At 51.6% G+C, this 25136-nt stretch carries 20 protein-coding genes and 1 pseudogene; 15 read left to right on the forward strand and 6 right to left on the reverse strand.

Annotated elements, in window-relative coordinates; translation table 11 throughout:
- Positions 1 to 173 precede the first annotated feature (173 nt).
- Positions 174 to 1421: an AAA family ATPase gene (locus B145_RS0111310; protein WP_425425582.1), complete on the forward strand. Its 1248-nt coding sequence runs from the start codon at positions 174 to 176 to the stop codon at positions 1419 to 1421.
- A gap of 593 nt (positions 1422 to 2014) precedes the next feature.
- Here the strand turns inward: B145_RS0111310 and B145_RS0111315 are convergent.
- Complete coding sequence (locus tag B145_RS0111315) at positions 2015 to 2635, reverse strand: FMN-binding negative transcriptional regulator (RefSeq protein WP_033407008.1); 621 nt, start codon at positions 2633 to 2635, stop codon at positions 2015 to 2017.
- Positions 2636 to 2752: 117 nt separating this feature from the next.
- Here B145_RS0111315 and pdxR point away from each other — a divergent pair, with 117 nt between their 5' ends.
- Entirely contained in the window at positions 2753 to 4237 is a 1485-nt protein-coding gene (gene pdxR, locus B145_RS0111320) for a MocR-like pyridoxine biosynthesis transcription factor PdxR (RefSeq protein ID WP_018607419.1), read from the forward strand.
- A gap of 187 nt (positions 4238 to 4424) precedes the next feature.
- Here pdxR and B145_RS28095 read toward each other — a convergent pair.
- A pseudogene (locus tag B145_RS28095) lies at positions 4425 to 5124 on the reverse strand (IS1595 family transposase); the annotation flags it as partial.
- Between the two features lie 762 nt (positions 5125 to 5886).
- Here B145_RS28095 and B145_RS0111330 point away from each other — a divergent pair.
- The 4 genes from B145_RS0111330 to B145_RS0111345 all read left to right on the forward strand — a co-directional run bounded on the left by B145_RS0111330 (position 5887) and on the right by B145_RS0111345 (position 10638).
- Entirely contained in the window at positions 5887 to 7131 is a 1245-nt protein-coding gene (locus B145_RS0111330) for an ABC transporter substrate-binding protein (RefSeq protein ID WP_026259052.1), read from the forward strand.
- 113 nt (positions 7132 to 7244) lie between these two features.
- Positions 7245 to 8279, forward strand: coding sequence for a glycoside hydrolase family 26 protein (locus B145_RS27475; protein WP_018607422.1), 1035 nt, complete (start codon positions 7245 to 7247; stop codon positions 8277 to 8279).
- A 92-nt stretch (positions 8280 to 8371) separates the two neighbouring features.
- Positions 8372 to 9892 (forward strand): arabinosylfuranosidase ArfA, encoded by a 1521-nt coding sequence (arfA, locus tag B145_RS0111340; RefSeq protein WP_018607423.1) that lies wholly within the window; start codon positions 8372 to 8374, stop codon positions 9890 to 9892.
- 65 nt (positions 9893 to 9957) lie between these two features.
- A complete protein-coding gene (locus tag B145_RS0111345; RefSeq protein WP_211209816.1) occupies positions 9958 to 10638 on the forward strand; it encodes a FadR/GntR family transcriptional regulator in 681 nt (226 codons plus the stop codon).
- Positions 10639 to 10835: 197 nt separating this feature from the next.
- On the opposite strand, the gene B145_RS0111350 is transcribed toward B145_RS0111345, so the two are convergent.
- From B145_RS0111350 to B145_RS0111360, 3 genes are all read right to left on the reverse strand, one after another.
- Positions 10836 to 11825 carry a 2-hydroxyacid dehydrogenase gene (locus tag B145_RS0111350; RefSeq protein ID WP_018607425.1) on the reverse strand — a complete coding sequence of 330 codons (990 nt, stop codon included), beginning with the start codon at positions 11823 to 11825 and terminating at the stop codon, positions 10836 to 10838.
- Positions 11826 to 11911: 86 nt separating this feature from the next.
- A complete protein-coding gene (locus B145_RS0111355; RefSeq protein ID WP_033407010.1) occupies positions 11912 to 13282 on the reverse strand; it encodes an SAM-dependent methyltransferase in 1371 nt (456 codons plus the stop codon).
- A gap of 198 nt (positions 13283 to 13480) precedes the next feature.
- Positions 13481 to 14188: a Crp/Fnr family transcriptional regulator gene (locus tag B145_RS0111360; RefSeq protein ID WP_026259054.1), complete on the reverse strand. Its 708-nt coding sequence runs from the start codon at positions 14186 to 14188 to the stop codon at positions 13481 to 13483.
- A 229-nt stretch (positions 14189 to 14417) separates the two neighbouring features.
- On the opposite strand from B145_RS0111360, the gene B145_RS0111365 reads away from it, so the two are divergent.
- From B145_RS0111365 to B145_RS0111400, 8 genes are all read left to right on the forward strand, one after another.
- Entirely contained in the window at positions 14418 to 15296 is an 879-nt protein-coding gene (locus B145_RS0111365; RefSeq protein WP_026259055.1) for a slipin family protein, read from the forward strand.
- Between the two features lie 245 nt (positions 15297 to 15541).
- Positions 15542 to 18094: a magnesium-translocating P-type ATPase gene (gene mgtA / locus B145_RS0111370; protein ID WP_026259056.1), complete on the forward strand. Its 2553-nt coding sequence runs from the start codon at positions 15542 to 15544 to the stop codon at positions 18092 to 18094.
- A gap of 321 nt (positions 18095 to 18415) precedes the next feature.
- The gene (locus B145_RS0111375) at positions 18416 to 18841 is read left to right on the forward strand and encodes a hypothetical protein (RefSeq protein WP_018607430.1); all 426 of its coding nucleotides are present in this window, start codon (positions 18416 to 18418) and stop codon (positions 18839 to 18841) included.
- Positions 18838 to 20301: an ATPase domain-containing protein gene (locus tag B145_RS0111380; protein WP_018607431.1), complete on the forward strand. Its 1464-nt coding sequence runs from the start codon at positions 18838 to 18840 to the stop codon at positions 20299 to 20301. Before B145_RS0111375 ends, B145_RS0111380 begins: the two co-directional genes overlap by 4 nt.
- A 13-nt stretch (positions 20302 to 20314) precedes the next feature.
- Positions 20315 to 21073, forward strand: coding sequence for a GGDEF domain-containing protein (locus B145_RS25330; RefSeq protein ID WP_018607432.1), 759 nt, complete (start codon positions 20315 to 20317; stop codon positions 21071 to 21073).
- Between the two features lie 251 nt (positions 21074 to 21324).
- Positions 21325 to 21516, forward strand: coding sequence for a CsbD family protein (locus B145_RS28100; protein ID WP_083917725.1), 192 nt, complete (start codon positions 21325 to 21327; stop codon positions 21514 to 21516).
- Between the two features lie 256 nt (positions 21517 to 21772).
- Positions 21773 to 22048 (forward strand): DUF4398 domain-containing protein, encoded by a 276-nt coding sequence (locus tag B145_RS0111395; protein WP_169558547.1) that lies wholly within the window; start codon positions 21773 to 21775, stop codon positions 22046 to 22048.
- Positions 22049 to 22066: 18 nt separating this feature from the next.
- Complete coding sequence (locus B145_RS0111400; protein WP_018607438.1) at positions 22067 to 22975, forward strand: OmpA family protein; 909 nt, start codon at positions 22067 to 22069, stop codon at positions 22973 to 22975.
- Between the two features lie 104 nt (positions 22976 to 23079).
- Here B145_RS0111400 and B145_RS0111405 read toward each other — a convergent pair whose 3' ends face one another.
- Positions 23080 to 24165 (reverse strand): OmpA family protein, encoded by a 1086-nt coding sequence (locus B145_RS0111405; protein ID WP_018607439.1) that lies wholly within the window; start codon positions 24163 to 24165, stop codon positions 23080 to 23082.
- Positions 24166 to 24517: 352 nt separating this feature from the next.
- On the opposite strand from B145_RS0111405, the gene B145_RS0111410 reads away from it, so the two are divergent.
- Complete coding sequence (locus B145_RS0111410; protein ID WP_018607440.1) at positions 24518 to 25093, forward strand: sterol desaturase family protein; 576 nt, start codon at positions 24518 to 24520, stop codon at positions 25091 to 25093.
- Positions 25094 to 25136: the final 43 nt, after the last annotated feature.

Here is a 25136-nt window from a genome sequence, read left to right on the forward strand (position 1 = left end):
AGCTGAGGGGGCAGTTCAAGGCGCTCAAGTTCATTGAGCCAGCGCAAGTGCACGGTTCCATTGACGATCTGGTCGGCATGGACGACATCAAGGCCGAGGTGGCACAGATCAAGGACCAATATCAGCGCCGCGCGGAGTATGCCGAATACGGCATNAGCAAGCCCTTCAATGTGATGTTCAGTGGTCCGGCGGGGACCGGCAAGACTAAGCTGGCCAGTTACTTGGCCAAGGAGCTGGGGCTTCCCATCCTGTTCCATTCCGCCGCCAACCTGGAAACAGGCTTTGTTGCCGGCGGTTCGAATACGTTGAGCCGCATCATGACAATGGCCAAGCGGAGAAGGCGCTGTATCGTCTTCCTCGACGAGGCTCAGGACCTTTTCATGAAGCGCGGTGGCCGCCGCAAGTTTGACGATGACACGGCGAATACGCTGTTGTCGGTGCTCGACGGCGTGCGCAACCGAAACGAAGCTGAGATCATCTGGATAGTAGCCAGCAACTTCAACAGCGAAAGCATGCCGATGGACGAAGCCATGCTGCGCCGCTTCCAAATGAAGGTTGACTTTCGCATGCCCAACCGCGAAGAGCGGTTAGCGATCATCGCTCATTACCTGGGCCAACGTGCCGGCAAGGTGTTGCCTAACCTCGACCTACGTCACATGGTGGACGTGACCGAGGGCTGCAGCCCTGCCGACCTGGAAACCATCGTCAACCAGGCCGGCATCACAGCCGTACAGGTGGGCGAGCTGATTGGCGCCGATACCTTGATGCAGGCTGCTGAACGGGTGCTGGTGGGCAACGTCAACATCCAGGCTACCGAGGAACGCGAGCGTGACCGCCGCATCATCGCCGTGCACGAATGGGGTCACTTTCTCGTTGACTTCGAGCACGAACGCACACAGCCCAATAGCAACTGGGAGCAAATCCTTGCCGATATGAAAACGATCAAGATTTCGCTCAAAGCCAACCCGCGCACCAACGCGTTGGGCTTTGTATTCCACAAACAGGGGACCAACTTGCTTAAGACCAAGAGCGACATCGAACACGATGTGCGTGTGTTGCTCGGAGGAATGGCGAACGAAGAACTATTTTTTGGCGAGGAAGGTACGACCAATGGGGCGCACAATGACATCACACGCGTGACGCAGTTACTGCACCACGCTGTCGGCGAGATGGGCATGTACCGTAAAACCCGCCTGAACTACGGGTCACTTACCAAAAGACGCCAAGACGGTGTCTATGAAATGGACGAAGAGACACGTAGCATCATGGAGGCTCAGAGCGAGCGCCTTTACAACGAAACCAAGGCTGTGCTCGCCCGGCTCAAGCCGCTGACCGAGCATCTGGTTGGCAAGCTGCTGGAAGCTGGTGAGATGAGCCTGAATGAGGTGCTGTTGGAGATCCGCCGCTTCGAGACGAGTTGATACATTTTCGACCGTGTAGTCAGTCAGTTTGAAACAAGAAGATGAAATACGTCATTTCCTAGGAGTACCTCTTTCGAGACATCAGTCCGGGGGTTTCAAAGACATCCTCTTTTGAATTTCATGCCTGATTGACCCTCATATTGATTCCGCACTGACCCGCTTCTTTTGGGTTATGAATGCATGGTTGAGAACTTAGAGTTGTCAGCCTGGCTGGGTCAGTGACACTTGGCCAATCAAGCACGGAATTCAACATCTTGACCAGATTTTTTTCGCGGTCCAGGCCGAACGGCGGAAATGTGAAGCGCAACTGACGCTCAATACGCCTGCCCTCAATGACCGCTGTGGCCAACGATGAGTCGGCGAAGACAGTGAAAGCTGGTCCCCTCTGCCTATCCAATCCTCATTGGCCGGGTATCGGCCATAGCGGCCCTTGGACTGAAACGTCAAATCAGGCAGCAACTTGCCGCTTAACTGCCGTTCAGCGTTTGGAGGTCGTGAACGGCAGCTTTCCTTTTCGACGAATAGGTGCTCAGCCGCTCACGGCAGCCAAGTCTACTGGCAGCTTCCCGCTGATAACAGACAGGCTGTTACTCCTACCGCGTTTCCATCGTGGCCAACATCGACGGACAAACCTGTTCAGCCCGTAATCCGTCAACAACTCCCTGACGGTCAACTGGCAACCTGTTCTGACTCACCTTCCACTTCCCTTCGATTGCCAGAATGGGAATCTCGATGCCGACAATGGCTTTGAGTTGAGCCGCGATAAAGTCATCGGGGGCGTCAGAAACCGTCCAGGGGTGTTCGCGTTGGCGCTCATGGTTGTTGGTCATCTCGTCGATCTGTGCCCGAACCCAGGTCGCATCATCAAAAATCTGCGGTTTGCCGCGAACCTGGACCATCGCAAAATTCCAGGTGGGCACAACTTTGCCGCTTTCAGCTTTGGACGGATACCACGAGGGTGTCACATAGCATTCAGGTCCCTGGAAGACCACCAATGCCTCGGCTCCCTCTCGAAGAGCATCTAGTTGCTTGTTTCCCCTTGCCAAATGGGCACGCAGTATCCCGTGTTCTCCACCGACATGAAGCGTGAAGGGAATCAGGTTTGCCATCAGGCCATTGCTCCCCGCGGTAATCAGCGTCGCCAAGGGATGTGCGGTTATCAGGCCATGAAGAACATCAAGGCGTTCTTCACGAAACATGGAGGGGCAGTGCATTTCAGGTCCTTTCGGAAGTCAATTCGTGGATGCATTTTTTCGCTAAACCGGACTATTATTAAGAGCCAGTTATCCACAAAGTAAATGATCCAGTATTTCGCATAAAGGAGCCTGGTCGTGCCGCGTCGCCAGCCGTTGATAGAGATTCCTGCCCTTGGAGCCTTAGACCGCACCCAGGGTGGTATTGGCCGGCAACTGGCAGAGGCTTTACGCAACGCCATCTCCCGAGGGGAACTGGCTGCTGGCGAGCCGCTACCATCCAGCAGGGCGCTGGCCAAGTCCTTAGGCGTATCACGGGGAACCGTGACGGAAGCCTACGAGCAGTTGATGGCCGAGGGGTGTCTGGATGCGCGACCTGGTGCCAGCACGCGGGTAGCGGCTACGCTTCATGAGCCGAATGTGGCTGTTCAACGCAGTTCCGTGAGTGACGCGGATTCCATGCCTATGCCACCCGAGTCTGCCTCGCGCTATGCGGCCGTTGCTGAGCGCTTGACTCCGTTACCCTTGGTACCGTTCTCCGTTGCCGTGCCAGAGGGCGCCGTGGCGATGGATGACCACTGGCGGCGACTCAGCAACCGTGTCCGGGTATCGCAAGTCGCGGCCCCATCTGGGTACAGCGACCCAAGCGGCTTGCTGCCACTGAGAGAGTCGATTGCCAACTATTTGCGGAAGGCTCGGGCTGTTCGTTGTAGCCCAGAGAACATCATCATCACCGAAGGTGCACAACAGGGGCTTTTCTTGGCGGCCAGGGTACTGCTGTCTCCCGGCGACGCAGCCTGGGCTGAAGACCCTGCCTACCCGGGTCTGACCTCGGTGCTCGAAGAGCGCGGCATTGAGGTACAGAGAATCGCCGTGGATAACCAAGGTTTCGATGTGGCAAAAGCCTTGGAGATGTGCCCAGCAGCCAAGGCTGTCTTTGTGACCCCTTCGCATCAATACCCAATGGGGATGCCATTGAGCATGCCTAGACGCTTGGCACTCATTGAATGGGCCAGAAAGTCCAACGGTTGGATTGTCGAAGACGATTATGACAGCGAGTTGCGCTATGCCGGCCAACCGTTTCCTGCCATGCAAGGTTTGGATAGCAGCCGGGTCGTTTACCTGGGGACGTTCAGTAAAGTCTTGGCGCCTTCGCTTCGGCTGGGTTACCTCGTAGCACCGGATTGCTTGGTGAAGGCGTTTGTCGGAGCACGGGCTCTAGTGGGTCGAGGTTCGCCAGTGACTGAACAGCATGTCATCGCGGCCTACATGAAAGAGGGCTACTTTGAAGCACATATTCGGCGGATTCGCGGCATCTACGGCGAGAGACACCAGATTCTGATTGATGCACTACACCTTGAACTGCCAGAGCTACACATCCTGTCGGCCGACCAGGGAATGCATATCGTTGTTTGGCTACCGGATGGGCTGGACGATGTGGCTGTTGCGAAGGCGGCTGACGAAGCAGGAATTGCGATACGAGCCTTGTCGCCGATGTGCTCAGGCAATTCTCCTCTATCCGGTTTAATGCTCGGCTTTGGTGGCTTTACGGACGAGCAGCTAAGGGATGCGGTACGAAGGCTGCGCCAAGTGCTTAAAGAAGCTGAGAGGCTTTCAAAGTAACGCCCCCTGGCTGCTCGCTATTAGCGAATAGGGCTTTGTCAAATGGCTGCTCAACGGATGGCAAGCGAACGTTGCAACCCAATTGATCAAGCTCTTCCCCAGGTCGGGAGGGTGAGTTCGGCAGGCGCGAACCGGCCGTTTAACACGATTCCTATCGACGCTGTCGGAATTAGCTGTTGAGCAGCCATCGTCCAACGGCCTCGTTGAGACAGAGCGTGGGAGAAATAGCGTCCCGATAGCGCTCAAGGATGCGGTGCCAGCCCAGATAACTGTCGAGGTATTTGGTGGCAACGCCGTTGAATCGGCGCATCCACGTTTTCAGGCGACTATCGTAGGCATTGACGTTCTGGATGTGGAATACGCCGTCGATGACATGAATACCTTGCTGTACGTTCAAAGCGCGATGCACGACGCCGGTTAGGCGTGCAAAGGTTTTATAGACCTTGGCCCCATCGGTACAGAGCACGGCGTCAGGCGCAATGATCGGGCGCAGGACGGCGATAACGTGGGGCGCATCCAGCTTGACCAGACGGAAGTTGGCTGTCTCTCCACTGCGGTCGAGCACGACCAGCACTGCGATCTGATATCGCCTGGGCATAGCGTGACCATTGTTTGCGCTTGCGCAGATGCGCCAAGGGTGTTCCGGTCAGCGCGTTGCACGTCCTGCCGCAGTCATGGCATCGATAGCGAGGTAAACCGTGGCTTTGCCCCCACGGATGCAGCTGCTCGGCATCTGCACCGCAACGCGGACAATTTGACGGGCGGGAACAGGTCTCGCCCAAAGACGGCCTTGCCGACCCCGACAAGGCGAGCGCCAACCTTGTTCTCTGCCGATCTGTCAGCAAGTCCAGTTGCTGCAGATACTCTGAAAATACTTGTTCAAGCATGATGGACCTCCGATCGACCCATTCATGCTTTCAGTTTAGAACCTGCTACAGCTAATTCCGACAGCGCCAAAGGAAATGTTCACGTTTTGCACTGTGATACTTGGTGATTCTTTTTGTCCGTTGTATTTCGGATCACCACAATGTGTGGCAGGAGATTGCTCTTGGGCTTACCCTGCCGCCACATTCATCGCAATAACATTCTCTTCTTGCCGGAGCTTCCGCGCTGGATTGAAATGAGTCGCCAGTGTTTGTTGTGTTACCCACGATTTGCCTCTCCCTTGAGTCGTCTGTTTGCAACACTACATCCACTGAACACGATCAAGGACAAGGCGTGGCCCAATTGGCCCATTCTTTACTGTCCCAAATATACGTGCTTTGCAATGGATCATCTGGCATTCGTTAAGGATCTGCTTTCTGTCGTCTCGTGCAAGATTGGAGGCAGAAGCGAAAACCAGACCAAACCAATCAGTCTCCACGGAAGCCGAGGCGATTCACAACCCCTGACTTCTTTCACTAATATTTTCTATATTGGTGGCTGATTTATCCATGGCAACCTGCAAATTCGCTCGTTACTATGTATTTCATAATACCAAATACAAGTGACATCAAGGAGCTAGTGGGGCCGCTTTGGGGCTGGCTGAGGAAAATGCCTTGAGTCGGTTCGCTTATGTCTTTCCCTAGAGCTTTGATGTCTGCTACCTGCGTGAATTACATCGTAGTGCAGGTTGTTTGCAAGAAGACACTAAGAAAGAGACAAATCAGATGAGAACATATCTTTGTAAGGCGCTACTTGGGTGCTCCATTCTCGCCGCTGCAGGCGCACAGGCGGCAACTACCATTACTGTGGCTTCTTTTCCAAGCCACGATGCCCAAGTGAAAGCGTGGCTCCCTGGGTTCAAGAAGGCTCACCCAGAAATTGAAGTCAAGCTTATGAGTCTGGCTTTTGCTGATCACCACACTGCCATGACAACTGCGCTCGCAACCGGCGCTGGTTTGCCAGATGTGATGGCGATCGAGATTGGTTATATCGGCAAATTTGCCGAGTCCGGTGGTCTTGAGGATTTATCTAAACCACCCTACAGCGCACTGCAATACCAAAGTAAATTTGCTCGTTTCTCTTTCCCGCAGGCCACCAGCGTTAATGGGGCTTTGATGGCAATTCCTACGGACATTGGGCCAGGGACTCTCTTTTATCGCAAGGATATCATTGAGAAGGCGGGTGTTACTGAGGCGGATCTTTCCAAGAGCTGGGAAGGGTTTGTTGAAGCGGGGAAGAAAATTAAGGCAAGCACGGGCGCCTATCTGCTGGCTAATGCCAAAGACATCAAGGATATCTATATTCGCACGGGCCTGAAAGACGGCGAGGGGATCTACTTCGACAAGAAGAACAATGTGCTCGTGGATAGCCCTCGCTTCCATAAAGCGTTCGAGCTTGCCAAGGCCGTGCGTGTTGCCGGAGTGGATGCCAATATTCCGCCCTGGGGTAACGAATGGTCGGAAGGTTTTCGTCGTGACAAAATTGCCACCCAGATGATGGGGTCTTGGCTGGCGAGCCACTTTGCAACATGGCTGGATCCAGATCACAAAGGCAAGTGGCGTTCCGCACAATTGCCAGGTGGTTCCTTTGCTCCATTTGGAGGCTCCTTTTTTGCCATCCCTAGCAAATCCGCTAATAAGCAGGCTGCCTGGGAGTTTATCAAGTACGCAACGATGAACAAGGACGCACAACTTGAAGCATTACGTCTGGTGGATGCGTTCCCGGCCTTGATCGAGGCGCAGAATGATCCATTCATTGAAATGCCTATCGAGTATCTTGGCGGGCAGAATGCGCGTAAGCTCTGGAAAATTGCTGCCAACAATATTCCCGCCGTCAAAGTGAATCGTTACGATGCAACGGCTCAGGATATCGTTGATACTGAATTGAATAATGTCATGGAGCGTGGCAAGGATATTAATCAGGCGTTGGCGGATGCTAAAGCATTGATTCAGCGGCGCGCACGAAGATAGGGAGAGACAAGCTTGCTGGATGAAAATAGCTCGAATCCTTGAGCGGCTTGGTAATTTCAACCCTGAGTTGTGGCAATAGTACCCCCGCCATGACTTGGGCCTGGAGAAACGAAATGAAGCATATATTGTGTGCAATCCCCCTTGTTTTTGCCACTTTGTTTGGCTCTACGGTGATGGCTGAGAGTCTTCCCGAAGCTGAGCTGGCACTGCCAATACTGGAGGATACGAATGCAGGAGATACGCAGGGGGTGTTCTTCGGGATTTTTCGGGAGATGACGGCGCCAGAACTGGTGGCTGAGGTTCCCGGGGATTTGCGTCGCAAGCCCGCTGCGGTGTTGAGCTTTTCGCGTTTTGGCGGAGCATTTCCGCAAACTCAGGTTTTGTATCTGCATCAACAAGGCTATGTTCCCCAGATTACCTGGGAGCCCTGGGGCCCGCATGATGAACCGATGCCCTTGGCCGATTTTGTGAATGGGAAGTGGGATGCCTATATCACACAGTATGCGCAAGATGCTGCGCGTCTTGATCTTCCTTTCATGTTGCGCTGGGGGCATGAGTTCAACAGCGATTGGTATCCTTGGGCGCTGATTAAGAATGGCCGTGATCCGGCGCTTTACGCCAAGGCTTTTCGCCATATTGTTGACATTTTTCGGCGGGAAGGTGCCAACAAGGTTCAGTTTGTCTGGTGTTTCAATAATGACAGCGTGCCAAATGAATCGTGGAACAACCCCGCTGCGGCTTACCCAGGGGATGATTATGTGGACTGGGTCGGTATTGATGGATATAACTGGGGGGCAAGCAAGAGTTGGAGTTCATGGCGTAGCTTTGAGCAAGTCGTGAAATCTTCTTACGATATGGCACTAAAGATAGCTCCAGATAAGCCCATTATCGTTGCTGAAATTGCGTCTGCGGAAACTGGGGGCGACAAGGCGGTCTGGATCAAGGGTATGTTTGCAACACTTCCCAGTATGCCCCGTATCCGTGCGTTGTCGTGGTTTGATCTGCGCAAGGAAACTGCATGGAATATTGATTCCAGTAGCCAGGCGTGGGCTGCCATGATTCAGGGCTTACGCCAGCCTTGGGCGCGCGGTAACGCTGAGGCCATGTATAAGGTGGCGGGCCGTAAAGCAACCGCTTCAGATAAATAGTTTGATGTCTTTGTATGTGCAAGGAGCGTGGCAGGGTTTGTGTTCTGCTCATCTCCTTGTCTTGAGTATTGTTGCGTCAGGATTGCATTATCATGATTAAATCACGTCTTGTTGTTGATCGAGACTTTGTCATATCCGAACTGGATCGTCGTCTGTTCGGTACTTTTGTGGAGCATATGGGGCGGTGCGTTTATACAGGGATTTACGAGCCTGAGCACCCTCTTGCTGATGAAAACGGGTTTCGGCAAGACGTCATTGATCTGACCCGCGAATTGGGCGCCACGGTGGTCCGTTATCCTGGTGGCAACTTCATGTCTGGCTATAACTGGGAGGATGGGGTGGGGCCGCGTGACAAGCGCCCGACCCGACTTGACTTGGCCTGGTATTCCACTGAAACCAATCAGTTCGGGACCAATGAGTTCATGGATTGGTGTCGCAAGGTCGGTATAGAACCCATGTATGGCGTCAATCTGGGCACACGTGGGCCAGATGAAGCACGTCATTTCATCGAATACTGCAACCATCCCGGTGGCACAACGCTTTCTGATTTGCGTCACAGCCACGGTTACGAAGCTCCGCATGATATCAAATTGTGGTGTTTGGGTAACGAGATGGATGGTCCCTGGCAGATTTGTCGCAAAACAGCAGATGAGTATGGGCGCATTGCGCTGGAAACCGCCAAATTGATGCGCATGGTAGACCCCACCATCCAGCTTTCGGCTTGTGGCTCATCTTTTTGGGATATGCCAACGTTCGGGGCATGGGAAGACAAGGTTCTTGAGCATTGTTTTGACGAGGTGGATTACCTCTCTTTGCACAGCTATTTTGGTAATCATCACGACTCAACAGAAGAATATTTCGGTAATATCGAGCTGACTGATCGTTTCATCAAGCAAACCGTGGCAGTGGCCGATGCAGTGGCAGCGCGCAAGCATTCCAAACGCAAGATCATGCTTTCCTTTGACGAATGGAATGTCTGGTATAAAGCACGCAGTATTGAAGATCTGCGTAAGCCGGGGTGGCCCGTGGCGCCACGTTTGATTGAAGAAGTTTACAATCACGAGGATGCGCTGGTGGTGGGGGGCGCGTTGATCGTGATGATGAATAATTGCGACCGCGTGAAGGTGGCTTGTCTGGCACAGCTTGTGAATGTGATCGGCCCGATCATGACCGAACCTGGCGGCGCAGCATGGCGCCAAACCATTTTTCATCCTTTTGCGCAGGCCGCACGGTTTGCCCATGGCCGTGTGTTGCGCCCAGTGATTGATTCCGATTCCTATGAAGCCAAAAGCTGCGAGGAGGCGATTTCCTATTTGTGCGCAGCAGTCGTGGATGATGAGGCAACAGGTCGCACCACGATTTTTGCCTTGAACCGCCATCTGGAAGAAGATATGGAGTTGCGTATCGAGTTACGCGGCCTGGGCACTGATCGTCGTCTGGAAACCGCACTGGAGCTGTTCCACACCAACATGAAGGCCGTCAACACCAAGGATGCCCCCAATACTGTTGTACCTCGTGAAAACAAGGAGGTCCGCTTTGAAGGGGAAACCTTGATTGCGTGGTTGAAACCCGGATCATGGAACGTGCTGGTCAGCTCTGCCGTAGCGCAATAAGTGAGATAGAGAAGGTAGGATGCATGTTTGAGCGTGAGCCCGTAGTTGGCACAATGAGTGCGCAAGTGGCAAAAATTCTAGGAACGCGGATCGTGGGTGGGGAATACCAACCCGGCGACACGCTGCCTATAGAGGGTGATCTATGCGCACAATTTGGGGTGAGTCGTACTACGGTCCGCGAAGCAATCAAGCACCTGGCGGGCAAGCGTCTGATTGATGTGCAGCCCAAGATTGGTACGCGCGTCCTGCCATTTGCAGATTGGAACCTTTTGGATCGAGAAGTTTTGGCGTGGCGCCTGGAAGCACAGTTTGACTCGAAGATTGTGGAAGACATCTTTGAGATGCGCCTGTGCTTTGAACCGCGCGCCAGCCTACTGGCTGCTCGCCATGGTTCAATTGAGGATTTGCGGCTGATCGAGAAGCGTTATACGAAGCTTGCTGCCATCGCCAACGCAGGTAATGATGTACAGCAGGCTGCGCAGGCTGATCTTGAGTTTCACCTGACCATCATTAATCTTTCGCATAACGGGATGTTTATCACCATAGGCAGCGCAATCAAAACGGCACTGCGGGTGTCCTCGGAAATGCTGTTACGTCACGCTGAGAACCCAAGCGAAGACTTGGACCTGTACGACAATGTACGTCGGTACATCGTCAATCGAGAGCCTGAACACGCGGCAGAAGCAATGATCCGTTTGCTGGAAGCCTCTCGCGCCCGAATGCTACCTTTCACCACCAAGGTTTGATTCCATTTCAAACTTATCATGAATCGGTAGCAATACCGCCGTCATCACTAATCGGCTAGGCGATATAAAGAGTGAGTAATGCAAACCTAAGGACTTTTACTAGCACGCCTGTAGTATGGTGCTTCATAGAGACTGAAAACGCAGCGTACTAAAATAGTCTCTTCATAGATATTGTTCCTGCGGCGCATTTAGTGTATTTATAATGCATTGGCCGTTGGCCTGCCATGCTCAAAGGCCGTAGCATTATCCAGTGTTGTTGAAGCAATTGCTTGTAGTGCTTCACAGGTAAGGAAGCCTTGATGTGATGTAATCAGTACATTGGGGAAACTCATCAGACGTGCGAGTGTGTCGTCCTGGAGGGGGCGATCAGAGAGGTCGTTAAAGAAAATACCTTCTTCCAATTCATATACATCCAGACCTACACTTCCCACTTGACCAGACTTGAGGGATTCAATTAATGCAACGGTGTCTATCAAACCGCCCCGGCTTGTATTGATGATAACGACCCCTCGACGTGTCAAAGCTAAAGTATCAGCATTAAGGATATGGTGGCTATTTTGTGTAAGTGGCAGATGGAGCGAGATTACATTGGCTTCGCGTATCAGGCGTTCGATGCTCACATACTCAAATCCTATTTCTGCGGCAATCTGTGGACTTTCATGGGTGTCGTAAGCGAGAAGGCTGCAGCCAAAGCCTTTGGCTATTTTCAGTGTGCTTTGGCCGATACGCCCAGCCCCTAAAGCACCAAATGTCTTGCCATTCAAGGTAAATCCCTCCAGGCCATCAAGGGAGAAATTTTGATCGCGTACCCTGTTATAAGCGCGGTGGATTTTACGGATCAAAGAGAGCAACAAAGCAAAAGCATGTTCAGCAACCGCCTCGGGGGAATAGGCGGGTACGCGTGTAACACATATACCGTTGTGCCCGGCGGCTGCAATATCTATTCCGTTAAAGCCTGCAGCTCGAAGCAATACGAGCCGGACTCCCAATTGTGATAGCCGTTGAAAAACCAAAGCATTAAGTCGGCAGTTGACGAAAGGGCACACCGCATCAAATCCTTTTGCCAATTCCACGGTTTTGTCATGTAACCGCTCTTCAAAGAATTCAAGCACGTGACTATGCGAGATGTTCGCTGCCTTGAGAGCCTGTTCGTCATAGGGATGAGTGTCGAAAACGGCTATGCGCATGGTCGAGATCCTCGGGGTAAGCCCAATGACGAAGTTTTTTTGTGTTGTTTTACAAGAAATGGATCGGCTTGTGTAGATACAACCAATCAGTCCGAAACGCAGTATAGATGTCGCCTGGTTAGCGGAAGTGTAACGGGTTTGTGCGCTCGCTTACTTGCCAGTACCTGATAAAGACCAATTTCACCTGTTTCGAATTCAAGAGCGCAGGCAGCCATGTATAGACGCCAAACTCGCCAAGTTGATTCACTGACGTATTTTAGTGCTTCAGCATGGCGCTCTTCCAAACGTGCAACCCAGTGCCTAAGCGTTAATGCATAGTGTGCGCGCATCGATTCGAGGTCCGCAATTTCGAAACCAGTGCGTTCCATTCCGCGCTGGATGTTGCTGATGGTATCGAGTTGGCCGTCAGGGAAAACGTAACGGTTGATGAATTCGGTGGATGAAGTTTTTTTCCAGCCTTCCACGTCGTGTGTAATACCGTGATTTAGAAATAGGCCTGAGGGCTTCAATAATTGCATGACTTTTGAGAAATAGGTTGCTAGGTTTTTGAGTCCGACATGTTCAAACATGCCGATACTGGCGACCTTGTCATAGATTGCTTCGCCTTCCAGATCACGATAGTCGCGCAGCTCAACACTCACACGGTCTTCAACACCTGCTTGAGAAATGTGGTGACGTGCAAGTTCCAGTTGTTGCTCACTCAGAGTGATGCCATGAGCGCGAACCCCATAATGTTGTGCCGCATGGATGACAAGAGCGCCCCAGCCGCAGCCGACGTCTAGAAAATTCTCTCCTGGTCTGAGCTGCAGTTTTCGACAAATGTGCTCGAGTTTGGCCGTTTGTGCCAGCTCCAATGTGTCTTCAGGGTTCTGGAAGTAGGCACAGGAGTAAACCATTTTTTCGTCTAGCCATAAAGCATAAAAATCATTGGATACATTATAGTGAAACTGTATGGCTTCTTGGTTCTCTGCTTTAGAATGTTTTTTGACAACATGTGCATGCATACAGGAGTTGCTCAATGTAGAGCTATCTGATTTGCGTGTTGCAGCGTATAGACGAATCACTTTGAAGATGGCATGCAGACGATCTCGCCAGTTCAGGCAAATCGAGTTCAGATGGTCTTTCAGTTGGAGTGCAGCGAAGAAATTGCCCTCGACGTCAATCTCGCCTCTGAAATAGGCTTCAGCCAATCGCAATCGGTCTCGTCCCAATACGATCGAACGCACGATGCGTGGAGTGTGGCATACAAGGGTGAAAGGGTCTGCTGATATTTTAGACTCTTGTTGGCCCAGGCTCAGGGTTTTCCCATTCCACAAACGTAGCGCCAACGTACCGTCAAAGCACCGAAACAAATGTTTCAACAGGTGTGTTGCTTCTCTGACGTCATTATGTTGGACGGCCCGTGCCGCAAGTTCAGGTTCCTCTGCTGTCAATGGCGTCTGTGTTGAATTAAGCACGTTGGGCTCCGAGTCTCAGTTAGGTAAAGATCGCTCCAAACGTACGCAAATGGATTCGCATTGTCTGTTCGGTATCGAACAGATTTGCGTTGTTGTTAGATTTATGTTTTCGAGATAGAAACGTATTTTTGGCGTGTTATCCAACGCAGGGGAAGGTCTTGTCAGAGACCTGTCGGGGGAATAGCCATCAGTGATAAGTCATATTGCTTTTGTGAGGGGCAGCAATCGGTCGTATTCTTTCTTTACGACGGCATAGCACTCGCAGGTACGCTGTTCCAACCCGGCGCGGTCGAGGACTTTGATGTGGCCGCGATGATAGCTGATCAGCCCTGCTTCCTGAAGATGTCCAGCGGCTTCGGTCACTCCTTCGCGGCGTACCCCGAGCATATTGGCGATTAGTTCTTGGGTCATGACCAACTCATTACTTTCAAGCCGATCCAGGCTCAAAAGCAACCAACGACATAGCTGCTGATCCAAACTGTGGTGACGATTGCAAACTGCCGTTTGCGACATTTGGGTGATGAGTGCCTGAGTGTAGCGCAGCAGCAGGTGCAAAACCGGGCCCGCCCGGTTGAATTCTTGCAATAGCAGATTTGCCTTAAGCCTGTATCCTCTCCCGGCACTTTGCACAACGGCTCGACTGGGGGTTGTCTCTCCACCCATAAACAGCGACACACCGACGATGCCTTCAAACCCAACAATGGCGATTTCAGCCGAGGCTCCATCTTCCATTACGTACAGTATTGAGACAAGGGCTGTTGTGGGGAAATATACATGGGTGAGTTTGTGACCTGATTCGTAGAGCACATCGCCCAGTGGCATATCGACCGACTCAAGCTGAGTACTCCAGCGCTCCCATTCGGCGTCCGGGAGAGCGGCCAATAAGAGATTTTGTCGTGGATTCAAGGCTCCCTCCTGGTTGGGTTTACTTGCCGCATATCAAATTGATTTTGTCGTTCAAATGCCTGAATAAAAGGGTATTGCGGCATTTTTTACATAGAACCCGCTCGAGTTCCCAGCACATACCTTCTATACCTGATTTAGGTGCGATAGCGCACAGACGCCTGAGGTTCAGGCATTCATGATCAGTACCATGGCATTGTGTTTGAACCCTTGGTTTTTCAGGAGCGCTCACTTGAATCCGATTACCTTCTTTATTGTGTCCGTGTTGGCTGCAATAGGGGCATTATTAACAGCTATTGGGTATCTACCTTGGGGTATCGCCCTTTGGGTCATCGCGGTGGTTATTTCCCAATCATTGAAGATGGCCAATACATGGCAGAAGTTTGTCGTCCTGCGGGCTGGCAAGCTGCAAGGAGTCAGAGGGCAGGGCCTATTTCTCATCATCCCTATTATAGATAACGTCGTGGCAATCATTGACGAACGGATCCAAACCACGGCCTTCAATGCTGAGCAAGCCTTGACAAGGGATACCGTCCCGGTCAATGTCGATGCCATCATCTTCTGGCACGTACATGATGCTCAGAAAGCCGCCCTGGCCACCACTGACTATCAGCTCGCCATTGATCGAGTAGCCCAGACTTCGCTGCGAGAGATGATCGGATCATCTTTGCTGGCGGCGCTGCTGTCTGATCGCCGGGCAGCCGACCAAAAATTGTGCGAAGAGATTGGGCACAAAACAATCGAGTGGGGCGTCACCGTCAGCTCTGTCGAGATCCGGGATGTAGCCATCCCGATTGCGCTGCAGGACGCGATGTCTCGTCAAGCCCAGGCCGAGCGTGAGAAACAGGCACGCATCATTCTGGGGGCCGCAGAAGCCGAAATTGCAGGAAAATTTGTAGAAGCCGCCGAAATCTATGTCAGCCAGCCGGGCGCATTGCAGTTGCGCGCCATGAACATCATTTATGAAACGACCAAAGAACGTGGGGCAACGATTTTGATCCCAACCACAATGATCGACAGCATGAACCCTTCAGCAGCAATTGCCTTGGCTGTTGCTGCAACCAGCACAGACAATGTGTCTGCCTTGAACCACGTGCCGCAGCCTGCATAGAGCGCTCACAAACGAGGATCTTATGAACCACCCGATTCGGTATCATACAGCGAAGATGCGTCGCCATGCGGCACCTGCCCAAACAATTGTGAGAACGGGACGCCCCCAGCCGCGATCAACGGAATCAATCCTGAGGGAGTTGGAGACAGCCGATCACCCATTTCTGACGCCCCATCACCATTGGCTGGCATGCCAGGCTTCAAAACTGGAATATCGTCGTAGGTGAGTGCCGCGCGAACGCTCCCATGACAAGGCCTACTTCTACACCCGAGCCGAATAGTGCATTTTGGCAAAGTCCTGTCGCCGATGTTCTTAAGCAGATGGGGGCACGGCAGGAAGGCTTGAATAATGGTGAGGTAGCAGCGCGCCTGCAGCAGTTTGGCCCCAATCTGATTCATGGTGAGCGCAAGCGTGCTGTCATCCTTCAATTCCTGACAAAATTTCGTAATCCTTTAGTTATCATCTTGCTGGTGGCCAGCGCGCTTTCAGCATTGACAGGCGATGTCGCAAGCTTCTTCATTATTGGTGCGATTGTCCTGATGAGCGTAAGTCTGGACTTTGTGCAGGAATATCGTGCAGGTCAGGCGGCAGACCGTTTACGTCAGTCTGTTGCTGTGCGAGCGAAGGTGTTGCGCGATGGTAAGCCCAATGACATTCTTATCGCTGAGTTGGTACCTGGCGATGTTGTCATACTGAGTGCAGGTGATTTGATTCCATGCGATGGGCGGGTATTGGAAGCCAAGGATTTCTTCGTTAACCAGGCATTGCTGACTGGTGAGCCCTATCCCGTAGAAAAGGCTGCCTTAGACTTGCCGCCCAATACAGAAATCCTGTCTGCAGGTAATACTGTACTGATGGGAACATCGGTCATCAGTGGCTCGGCCAAGGTTTTAATGTGCCGCACGGGGCAGGGGACGGCCCTGGGGGAGATTGCTGACACGCTACTTGCCAAGACGCCACCCACAGCATTTGAGGCTGGGATTCATCAATTTGGCATCCTCATCATGCGGATGACAATCCTGCTCGTGCTGTTTGTCTTGCTTATCAATGCGTTCTACCATCGTCCTTGGCTCGAATCTTTTCTGTTCGCGGTTGCACTGGCCGTCGGGCTTACCCCAGAATTACTTCCAATGGTGGTATCTGTGACGCTGGCACGGGGTGCGATGCGCATGTCCACCAGCAAGGTGATCGTCAAGCGCTTGGGTTCCATTATCAATCTGGGGAGCATGGATGTTTTTTGTACGGACAAGACCGGCACCCTGACCGAGGCGAAGATCAAACTGGAGCGTCACCTGGACCCCGATGGTCATAGTAGTCAACATGTGTTGGAGTTGGCCTACCTGAACAGCTATTTTGAAACAGGGGTTAAAAGTCCTCTAGATGACGCCATTCTGGAGCATAAAGAAATTGATGTGAGTGCGTGGCACAAGATCGATGAGGTGTCCTTTGATTTTGAGCGCCGCCGGATTTCTGTTTTGCTCGATAACGCAGCAACCCGGTTGTTGATCGTAAAGGGGGCGCCCGAGGATATCTTGCGTTTATCGATCAACTATGGGCTTGAAGGCGATCCAGAGGAACATTTGCTGGACGCAACTGCACGCGCACGCATCAATGCCCAATTTGAGGCACTTAGCGCGGAGGGGTTCCGTGTGCTGGGGATCGCGTCAAAACGCGTTGGAATGGACCACCCGCATGCTGTTGTGGGCGATGAAGCGGAAATGATGTTTCTGGGGTTTGCCGCCTTCCTGGACCCGGCAAAGGAGAGTGCCAAGGTGGCCTTGGCAGGGCTTGCCGCAGACCAGATCCAAGTCAAGGTGATTACGGGGGATAATGAACTTGTTACCCAGCATCTCTGTGCACAACTCGGCCTTGCCGTTACAGGTGTACTGACGGGAGCTGATATCCAGAGGCTGGATGATTCTGCACTCGCCATCCGGGTGGAGCAGGCCAATCTGTTTTGTCGTGTGGCACCTGCGCAAAAAAATCGCGTGATTCTCGCACTAAAACGGCGTGGCCATACGGTGGGCTATCTGGGGGATGGTATTAACGACGCGCCCTCGTTACACTCGGCGGATGTTGGAATTTCTGTGGCCAGCGCGGTGGATGTAGCCAAGGCTGCGGCAGATATGATTCTGCTTGAGCAGGATCTCGGGGTGCTTCATGCAGGTGTGTTGGAGGGGCGGCGTACCTTCAGCAACATCATGAAATACATCATGATGGGAACCAGTTCCAATTTCGGCAACATGTTCAGCATGGCTGGCGCATCCCTGTTTCTTCCATTTCTTCCGATGCTGCCGGTGCAGATCCTGCTTAATAATCTGCTCTACGATGTCTCTGAACTCCCTATTCCACTGGATCGGGTAGATGACGATTACCTGAGCCACCCACGGCATTGGGATATGAGTTATATCCGCAATTTCATGCTTATGCTTGGCCCCGTTAGTTCAATTTTTGATTTTCTGACCTTTTACGTCATGCTGACAGTATTTCGGGCTAATGAGGACTTGTTTCACACCGGTTGGTTCATCGAATCGATGGCAACACAGGTTCTGGTCATCTTTATCATTCGTACTCGCAAGAGTCCTTTCAAAAGCCAGCCGCATCCATGGTTGATTGCATCTTCCCTCATCGCCGTGATTGCGGCAGTGCTACTGCCCTATACCCCGGCAGGCCGCTATCTGGGGTTTGTAGCGCCTCCACCCCTATTCTTTCTTGTGCTATCAGGCATGTTGGTGTTATACCTGTTCGCGGCGGAACGGATGAAGCAGTGGTTCTTTCGCCGGTTTGCCATTGATTGACCGCAGGCCGCGTGATGGACAGCGGGTAGGGGTCTAGTGTACCGACGCGTTGAGCTTGATAGGTGATGCAGGAACTGTAGATGAAGGCTATCCCAGAATTTGGAGAGTAATTTTACATACCAATCCGCTATCGCTTTTCTCTTTCAGGTTTGAATGCCATTCCAGGCGCAAACCGTTTAAAGGGTTTGTATTGCGCCAGTCTGCAGATTCCGTTACAAGGGTTACTCAGCTTGTCGGCTTTGCTCCTGGTCTTGCTTGGAACGCTGTGCAACAAGATTCAACAACAATGCTTGAGTTATAAGGATCTCTACTGGAGTGCCGATGCCAGACGACGTACGCCGAAGCCATGATATTTTTGTACAGCGCGTTACAGAATGCGCCAATGTCGGCCAAGTCGTAGACATGGCGATGTCAACATGGCATGCACTCAATAATGTGTTGTCTCCAGTCATTGGACAACGAGGATTCTTTGAACTTTACAAGCGCAGCTTGTATGTTAATCGCATTCTCTACCCCTGGTTGCTGGCGGTATACGAAGACGCGAAACGCCCAGACGATTTCACTGGTTTGCGCGATGTGCTCTTGCAGCGAACAATGCAGGATGCCACGGAATCTAATGATAAATTAATGCAAACATTTTATGACATCCTGGGCAAACTGATCGGAGAACCCCTCGCCGAGCGTTTGCTTAGATCCCTTTGGGAAAAACCTTCAAGCGGCCATCCCGCACAGGATACCTCTTCATGAGCAAAGCAAATATCAACCGTCTCAAGACCGGCGTTCAAGGGTTGGACGAGGTGCTTGGCGGTGGTCTGCCGGAATTCTCGTTCAACCTACTCGCAGGTCCTCCCGGTAGTGGCAAGACTACTTTGGCACACCAGATCATGTTTGCTCTGGCTACACCGGAACGGCCCGCACTGTACTTCACCGTGCTGGGAGAGCCCCCGTTGAAGATGCTGCGCTATCAGCAGCAGTTTGACTTCTTTGATCTCGACAAACTGAACCGTTCAATTCGATTCATCAATCTGGCTGATGACCTTGCTGCGGGAGACCTCAGCAAGGTGCTCGCTCGCATCGTGGGAGAGGTTGAGGCTCATGAGCCAGGACTGGTGTTTGTGGATTCTTTTCGTTCCGTGATTCTTGCGAATCAAGGAGAAGGAAATTCCTTCATCAGCTTGCAAAAATTTATCCAGGAGTTGGGCGTCTTGCTGACGAGTTGGCAAGCCACCACTTTTCTGATCGGTGAATACTTCACCGAGACAGATCCGAATCCAGTGTTTACCGTTTCCGATGGTTTAATCTGGCTGCGCCAGAGCGTGCAGGGTAACTCCATGGTGCGCAAGATTGAAATCATGAAGATGCGTGGGCAGGCAAGCTTGCAAGGCTTGCATACGTTTCGCATCAGCAATTCAGGTATCCAGATTTTCACGCCCCCACCGCTGGCGTCGCCCCCTGAGCACGACGACACGTTGTCGGTTTGCAGCCGCTTGCCAATGGGAATACTGGGCCTAGATGAAATGATGGGCGGAGGCTTGCCAAGCGGATATTCTTTGCTGGTAGCAGGGCCATCAGGTTCAGGTAAGAGCATCTTGGCGTCTGCTTACCTTGCAGAAGGTGCGCGCAATGGGGAGGCAGGCGTGATTGCAGCCTTCGAGCAGCGCCCCAGCCAGGCACGTGGTCATGTGATTGCCGGGCTTATCCAAAGTGGCCGGATTGGTGTGGTCGATACGCGTGCCACCTCATTGTCTGTAGACGAAATTTCGATGCAACTCATTGCCGAGATTCGTCGACTTAAGGCACGTCGTGTTGTCATCGACTCACTGTCGGGATTCGAATTGGCTCTGGCACCTACATTTCGTGCGGACTTCCGTGAGTCGTTGGCTCGCATGGTTTCGGCGCTGGCAAGCACAGGGGCTACGGTTCTTATGACTTCAGAATTGGAAGACCGCTATTATGATTTACGTTTTAGCCCTTATGGTACGGCATTTTTAACCGACGCAATCATTGTACAGCGCTATATTGAGATTGATGGGCGCCTGCAGCGTGTAATGGCAGTGGTAAAGGTACGCGCGAGCGCACATTCCAACGAATTGCGTCTGTTTCATATTGGCAACGAGGGCATCGAAATAGGCGAACGTTTTGCCAATTACGAAGGACTTCTGTGTGGTAAGCCCAGCCTCTACCAGAGAGACCCCATGACTGATTAGAAGGTGATATGCAATGAGCGACAACTTGGAAGGTAATGCAGCTGTCGCCGTAGAGCATACCGTTATACGTCTTAACCACGAGGTGAAGGCACTTCGAGCCGAGGTTCTTGCCTTACGGCAAAAGCTGGCTGATGCCCAGCAAACGCATGGCGAACCACATAACAGACAACTCCTGGAAGCCAACGAGCACTTGGTAATTGCTGCGCTCCAAGCAGATATGGTTGCAGAAATAGCCAAGTCCGATCTTGTCGAATTGGCCCGTACCAGTCAACACGACGCGCTGACTGAAATTCCTAACCGTACTCTGATGCTTGACCTCCTTGAGCATTCTGTTGCCATATCAAAAAGAAACCGCACAAGATTTGCTTTGATTTTTCTAGATCTTGACCAGTTCAAACAGGTCAACGATGAGATGGGGCACGCTATTGGCGATGAGGTCTTAAGGCATACAGCATGCTGTGTACAGTCCGTGCTGCGCGACTCGGATACGGTCAGTCGCCAAGGAGGAGACGAGTTCTTGGTCTTGCTGAACGATGTTTTGCAAATCAGTGATGCTGAACATATCGCCCAGAAAATTCTGCACGTCCTTTCTACGCCATATAAGGCTGGAGAACACACGTTCCGTTTATCTGCCAGCCTTGGTATAGCCATGTACCCAGAGGATGGGAAAGATCCAGCCAGTCTGATCGCCCACGCAGATGCCGCCATGTACCGCTCAAAAAAACGTGGGCCAGGCGGCTTTGCGTTTCACACGGCGGGTAATCAAGACTGACGTGCTGTGTTGATTGTCCCTCCATTCAACATGGTAATCGTATTGCTCGATTTAAGTTCCAGATGAGTTCGATAACGTACAGACACACTTCGTGCTAATTGTGCATCATTAAGATATCACCTATTCCATGTAGAAAAAATTGTCATGGATAACTATGGATGGTATCTCGGCCAATACGTGATTTGTATGACTAACTAGCCGAGAGGGCATGGTAAATCAATCAGACTCGTCTCAGGTGAAGGATCAAAATCATGAACAAAGACCAAGTTAAAGGCGCTGCCAAAGATATCGCTGGCAAAATACAAGAGGGTGCAGGCAAGGTTGTTGGTAGTAAAAACCAAGAACTTAAAGGGCTGGAAAAGCAGGTAGAAGGCCGTACTCAGAAAAATCTGGGTGATGCAAAAAAAGTAATCAAGGATGCGGCCAAACAGCATCGATCATGATGCGCTACCCAGGGTAGGGATTCCCACGTAGAGCAAGCTTTGTGTATTGATGAGAGTAGCGCCGTCCTGAGGATTGGTGTGGCGGACAAACTCTCATCCTGCCGCTCTTCTGTATGAGCCAAAGTCAGAATAACCTATAGGATATTATATGCCTAATGTATTGTTTACTTCCTTTTCTATTCGTACGATTACGGTTTTATTTGTACTCGTATTGGGGGCCTGCGCAAGCGAGCCAAAATCAAACATGCAGATGGCCGTGGCAGAAGCCTCTGTTCAGCACGCCAACACCAGCAGCACAAGTGAAAATGCCAACGGCCAACTCCAGATAGCACTTTCCAAGCTGGACCGCGCACGCCAGGCTGTAATCGACAAAGACTACGAGCGTGCGCAACAACTGGCGGAGCAAGTTGAGCTCGATTCGCAGGTGGCTGAGCTGCACGCCCAGTCTGAGCGTTCGCGCAAAGCCGCCCAAGAGACACAAAACGCAGCCAATGTGCTGCGTGATGAAATCAATCGCAAAACCCCTCATTGAGCAAAATAGGAATATAAAATGAAAAATAGATATCTTTACCTTGCTACCTTGTCGGTTGTCTTGGCAGCCTGCAACTCGATGCCCGCAAACCGTAATAGCCAGCTGGATCAGGCCACCGAGCACTTCAAATTGGCACAGGGCGACTCACAGGTTTCCGCACTTGCCCCAGAGGAACTGGTGCGAGCAGGAGAGTCATTGCGCATCGCGGAGCTTGCCTGGATGAATGGCGACAAAACCGATAAGGTGGACCACCTTGCCTATATGGCTGATCGTCGCGTCGTCATAGCTCAGGAAACAGCTTCAAGTAAGACCGCACAAAATGTGACCGCAAGTGCAGCGGCAGAGCGCGACAAAATGCGCCTGGAAATGCGTACTGCAGAAGCTGACACCGCTCACCAGCAGTTGGCTGTGGCAAAGCTGGATACACTGCAAAAAGAAGGCGAATTGTCAGATGTGAAAGATGCTGCAGCCCGAAGTGCAGAAAATCTTGAACGAAGCGATGCACGGGTTAATGACCTGGAATACCAGCTCAAAGATCTCAATGCACGGAAAACTCCGCGTGGTATGGTTGTAACCTTAGGAGATGTCTTGTTTGATACAGGCAAATCCGCCCTCGCGCACAATAGTAGCCACAATATGGATAAACTCGCCGATTTCTTTATTCGTAATCCGCAACGCACGGCTACGATCGAAGGTTATACTGACAATATTGGTAGTACAAGCTCCAACTACCGGTTATCCGAAAGACGAGCCAACGCAGTGATGAAGATGCTTGTTGATAAAGGAGTGCCTCAAGACAGACTGAGTACACATGCGTATGGAGAAGAGAGCCCTGTTGCAGACAATGCCAGTGCAGCAGGTCGGCAAATGAATCGCCGTGTGGAAATCGTGTTTTCGCAGCAAAGTGGGGACGTATCGGAGAAGTGATAATCGTGGTGGTAGACCGAAGGTCTCATTGGTAAAGTATTTTCAATGCCGTAAAAAGAGACCAGCTGCGAGGCTGGTCTCTTTTTATAATCCAATTTTAGGGGTCAGGGAATGCGGCGTTCAGTGGTGAATTCCTCAATTTCAACACGGCGGTTGGGTTCAAGGCACTTGATCAGATCAGCACGTTTCTTTTCATTGCACTCGACAATTGGGTCACTCTCGCCCTTGGCTATGGTACTCAGGCGGCCAGCGTCGACTCCCTTGTTGGCCAGATAGGCCTTGACGGCGTCCGCACGGCGTTGTGAGAGCTTGTTGTTATACTTTGCAGAGCCTAAGCGATCGGTGTAGCCCGTAATGGTGATGTTGCTGATTTCGGGCTTGCGGTTCAAGACATCCGCAATTTCATCCAGCTTGGGCTGTGGCAAGCGTAGATCAGAGCGGTCGAAGCTAAACAGTTCAGTTGAAGAGAGCGTATAGCGTTCAAAACGTGGCTTAGGCGGCGGTGGTTCTGTGGGTGGGGTGGGGGTGACCACTGGTGGAGGGGCCGCCTGGGCAATAGGTGCTGGCATGGGGGAAGGGACCCTTTCCATTGGTGTTTTTCCAAAAGCATATATCACACCCAAGGTGACGGTGTTTGTCTTGGCGTGGCGGAAACCAAAGTCACTGCTACGTAAGTAACTTTGGGCATGGCGGATATCAACTTGCATCCCCCATTGATCAGTAAACAAATACTGTGCCCCAAGCCCCACATTCATATACGGTGAGGTGTGTGCGGCGTGCAGGGTTGGGCCATTGGCCTTGTCGAACTCGGCCCCACCTCCAATGAATATGAACGGACGGAGGCTATTACGCGAGAACATATAGAGTAAATCTACACCCAAAGTATTCTGGCGGTATTGAGAGTCGCCTTCATGCGTACGTGAATACGTAGGCCCAAACTGTAAGTCCCAGCTTGGTGAAAGCGGTTTTCCCAAGCGTAGCCCCGCTCCTGATCCGTGACGGTTTGGCCCAAAATCATGGTCTGGCTTGAAGATATTGACGCTTGGGATGATGTACCAGGATGGGTTATAGGCCATAGCCGGCCTGAAATCATCGTTGCTTTGGGCTTGCACAAAATTTGAGGTAAGGCATCCCAAAACCGTGATGGCGCCTGCAATGCCGGTTAAACGCATATTTTTGATCGTGTTCATTTTAACCTCGCGTAGTGGATTTGCCTGATGAAACATTCAAATTGAGGCATCAGGCCGTATCCGGGTACAAAGTTTGGTTCGAATGGGTAAACAGACTTGTGTGCTATAAAATTTATTTTTCATAGATGAATCCTGCGTTGCCAGTTTTCACAGTGTATGTGATGACATTTTTAGTCTGTTCGTTAGCGAACAAAGTTCTGCCTTGAGTTATTTGGCATCTGCAGAACATAATCATGAAATCTATTCGATGGAATGTGCGCCACCGTACTGTAAGCGGTATAAGGTATGACTAAGCTTGGTTTATCTGCCTATCTCAGATCCTCTTGAGGGGCAAAACAGACAAAGGGGTCGCATGCGTTTATTTTCGCTGGAGCACAGCAGGTTTGCTTATGGCATCGACTTTATGGCGTATGGCGTTGCAGTCGTGGGGCTGACATCGCTTCTTGTGGTGCTGAGTCCGCCCACGCAACGGCTTGCTCTAATCGCTCTGGTGCTGGTCGGGCTATTGAGTTGGAGTTTGATTGAATATCTACTCCATCGTTTTGTGTTACATGGGATGCAGCCGTTTCGGCGCTGGCATGCAGCGCACCATCAGCGCCCCAAGGCATTGATTTATACCCCCACAATCATGAGTGCGGCGATGATATTCTTTTTGGTTTTTATGCCGACATTTGGTGTGATGGGTTTATGGAGTGCCAGTTCTTTTTTTCTTGGCGTATTGGTAGGGTATTTTGCATATTCTGTTACCCATCATGCTATACATCATTGGCAATTTAATAGTCTATGGTTGAAGCAGCGCAAGCACTGGCATGCACTGCATCACCGTAGGCTCGATAAGCCGGGCTACTACGGCGTTACCAACTCATTTTGGGACAGGGTGTTTGGCAGTGGTGAATCGGAACGCAGCCCTGGATCTGCGCGTGGTTAAAAAAAGTATTGAATTCCGAGTGTTTGCATTTTTAGGTGCTTGC

The organism is Uliginosibacterium gangwonense DSM 18521 (assembly GCF_000373965.1).
Taxonomy (GTDB): domain Bacteria; phylum Pseudomonadota; class Gammaproteobacteria; order Burkholderiales; family Rhodocyclaceae; genus Uliginosibacterium; species Uliginosibacterium gangwonense.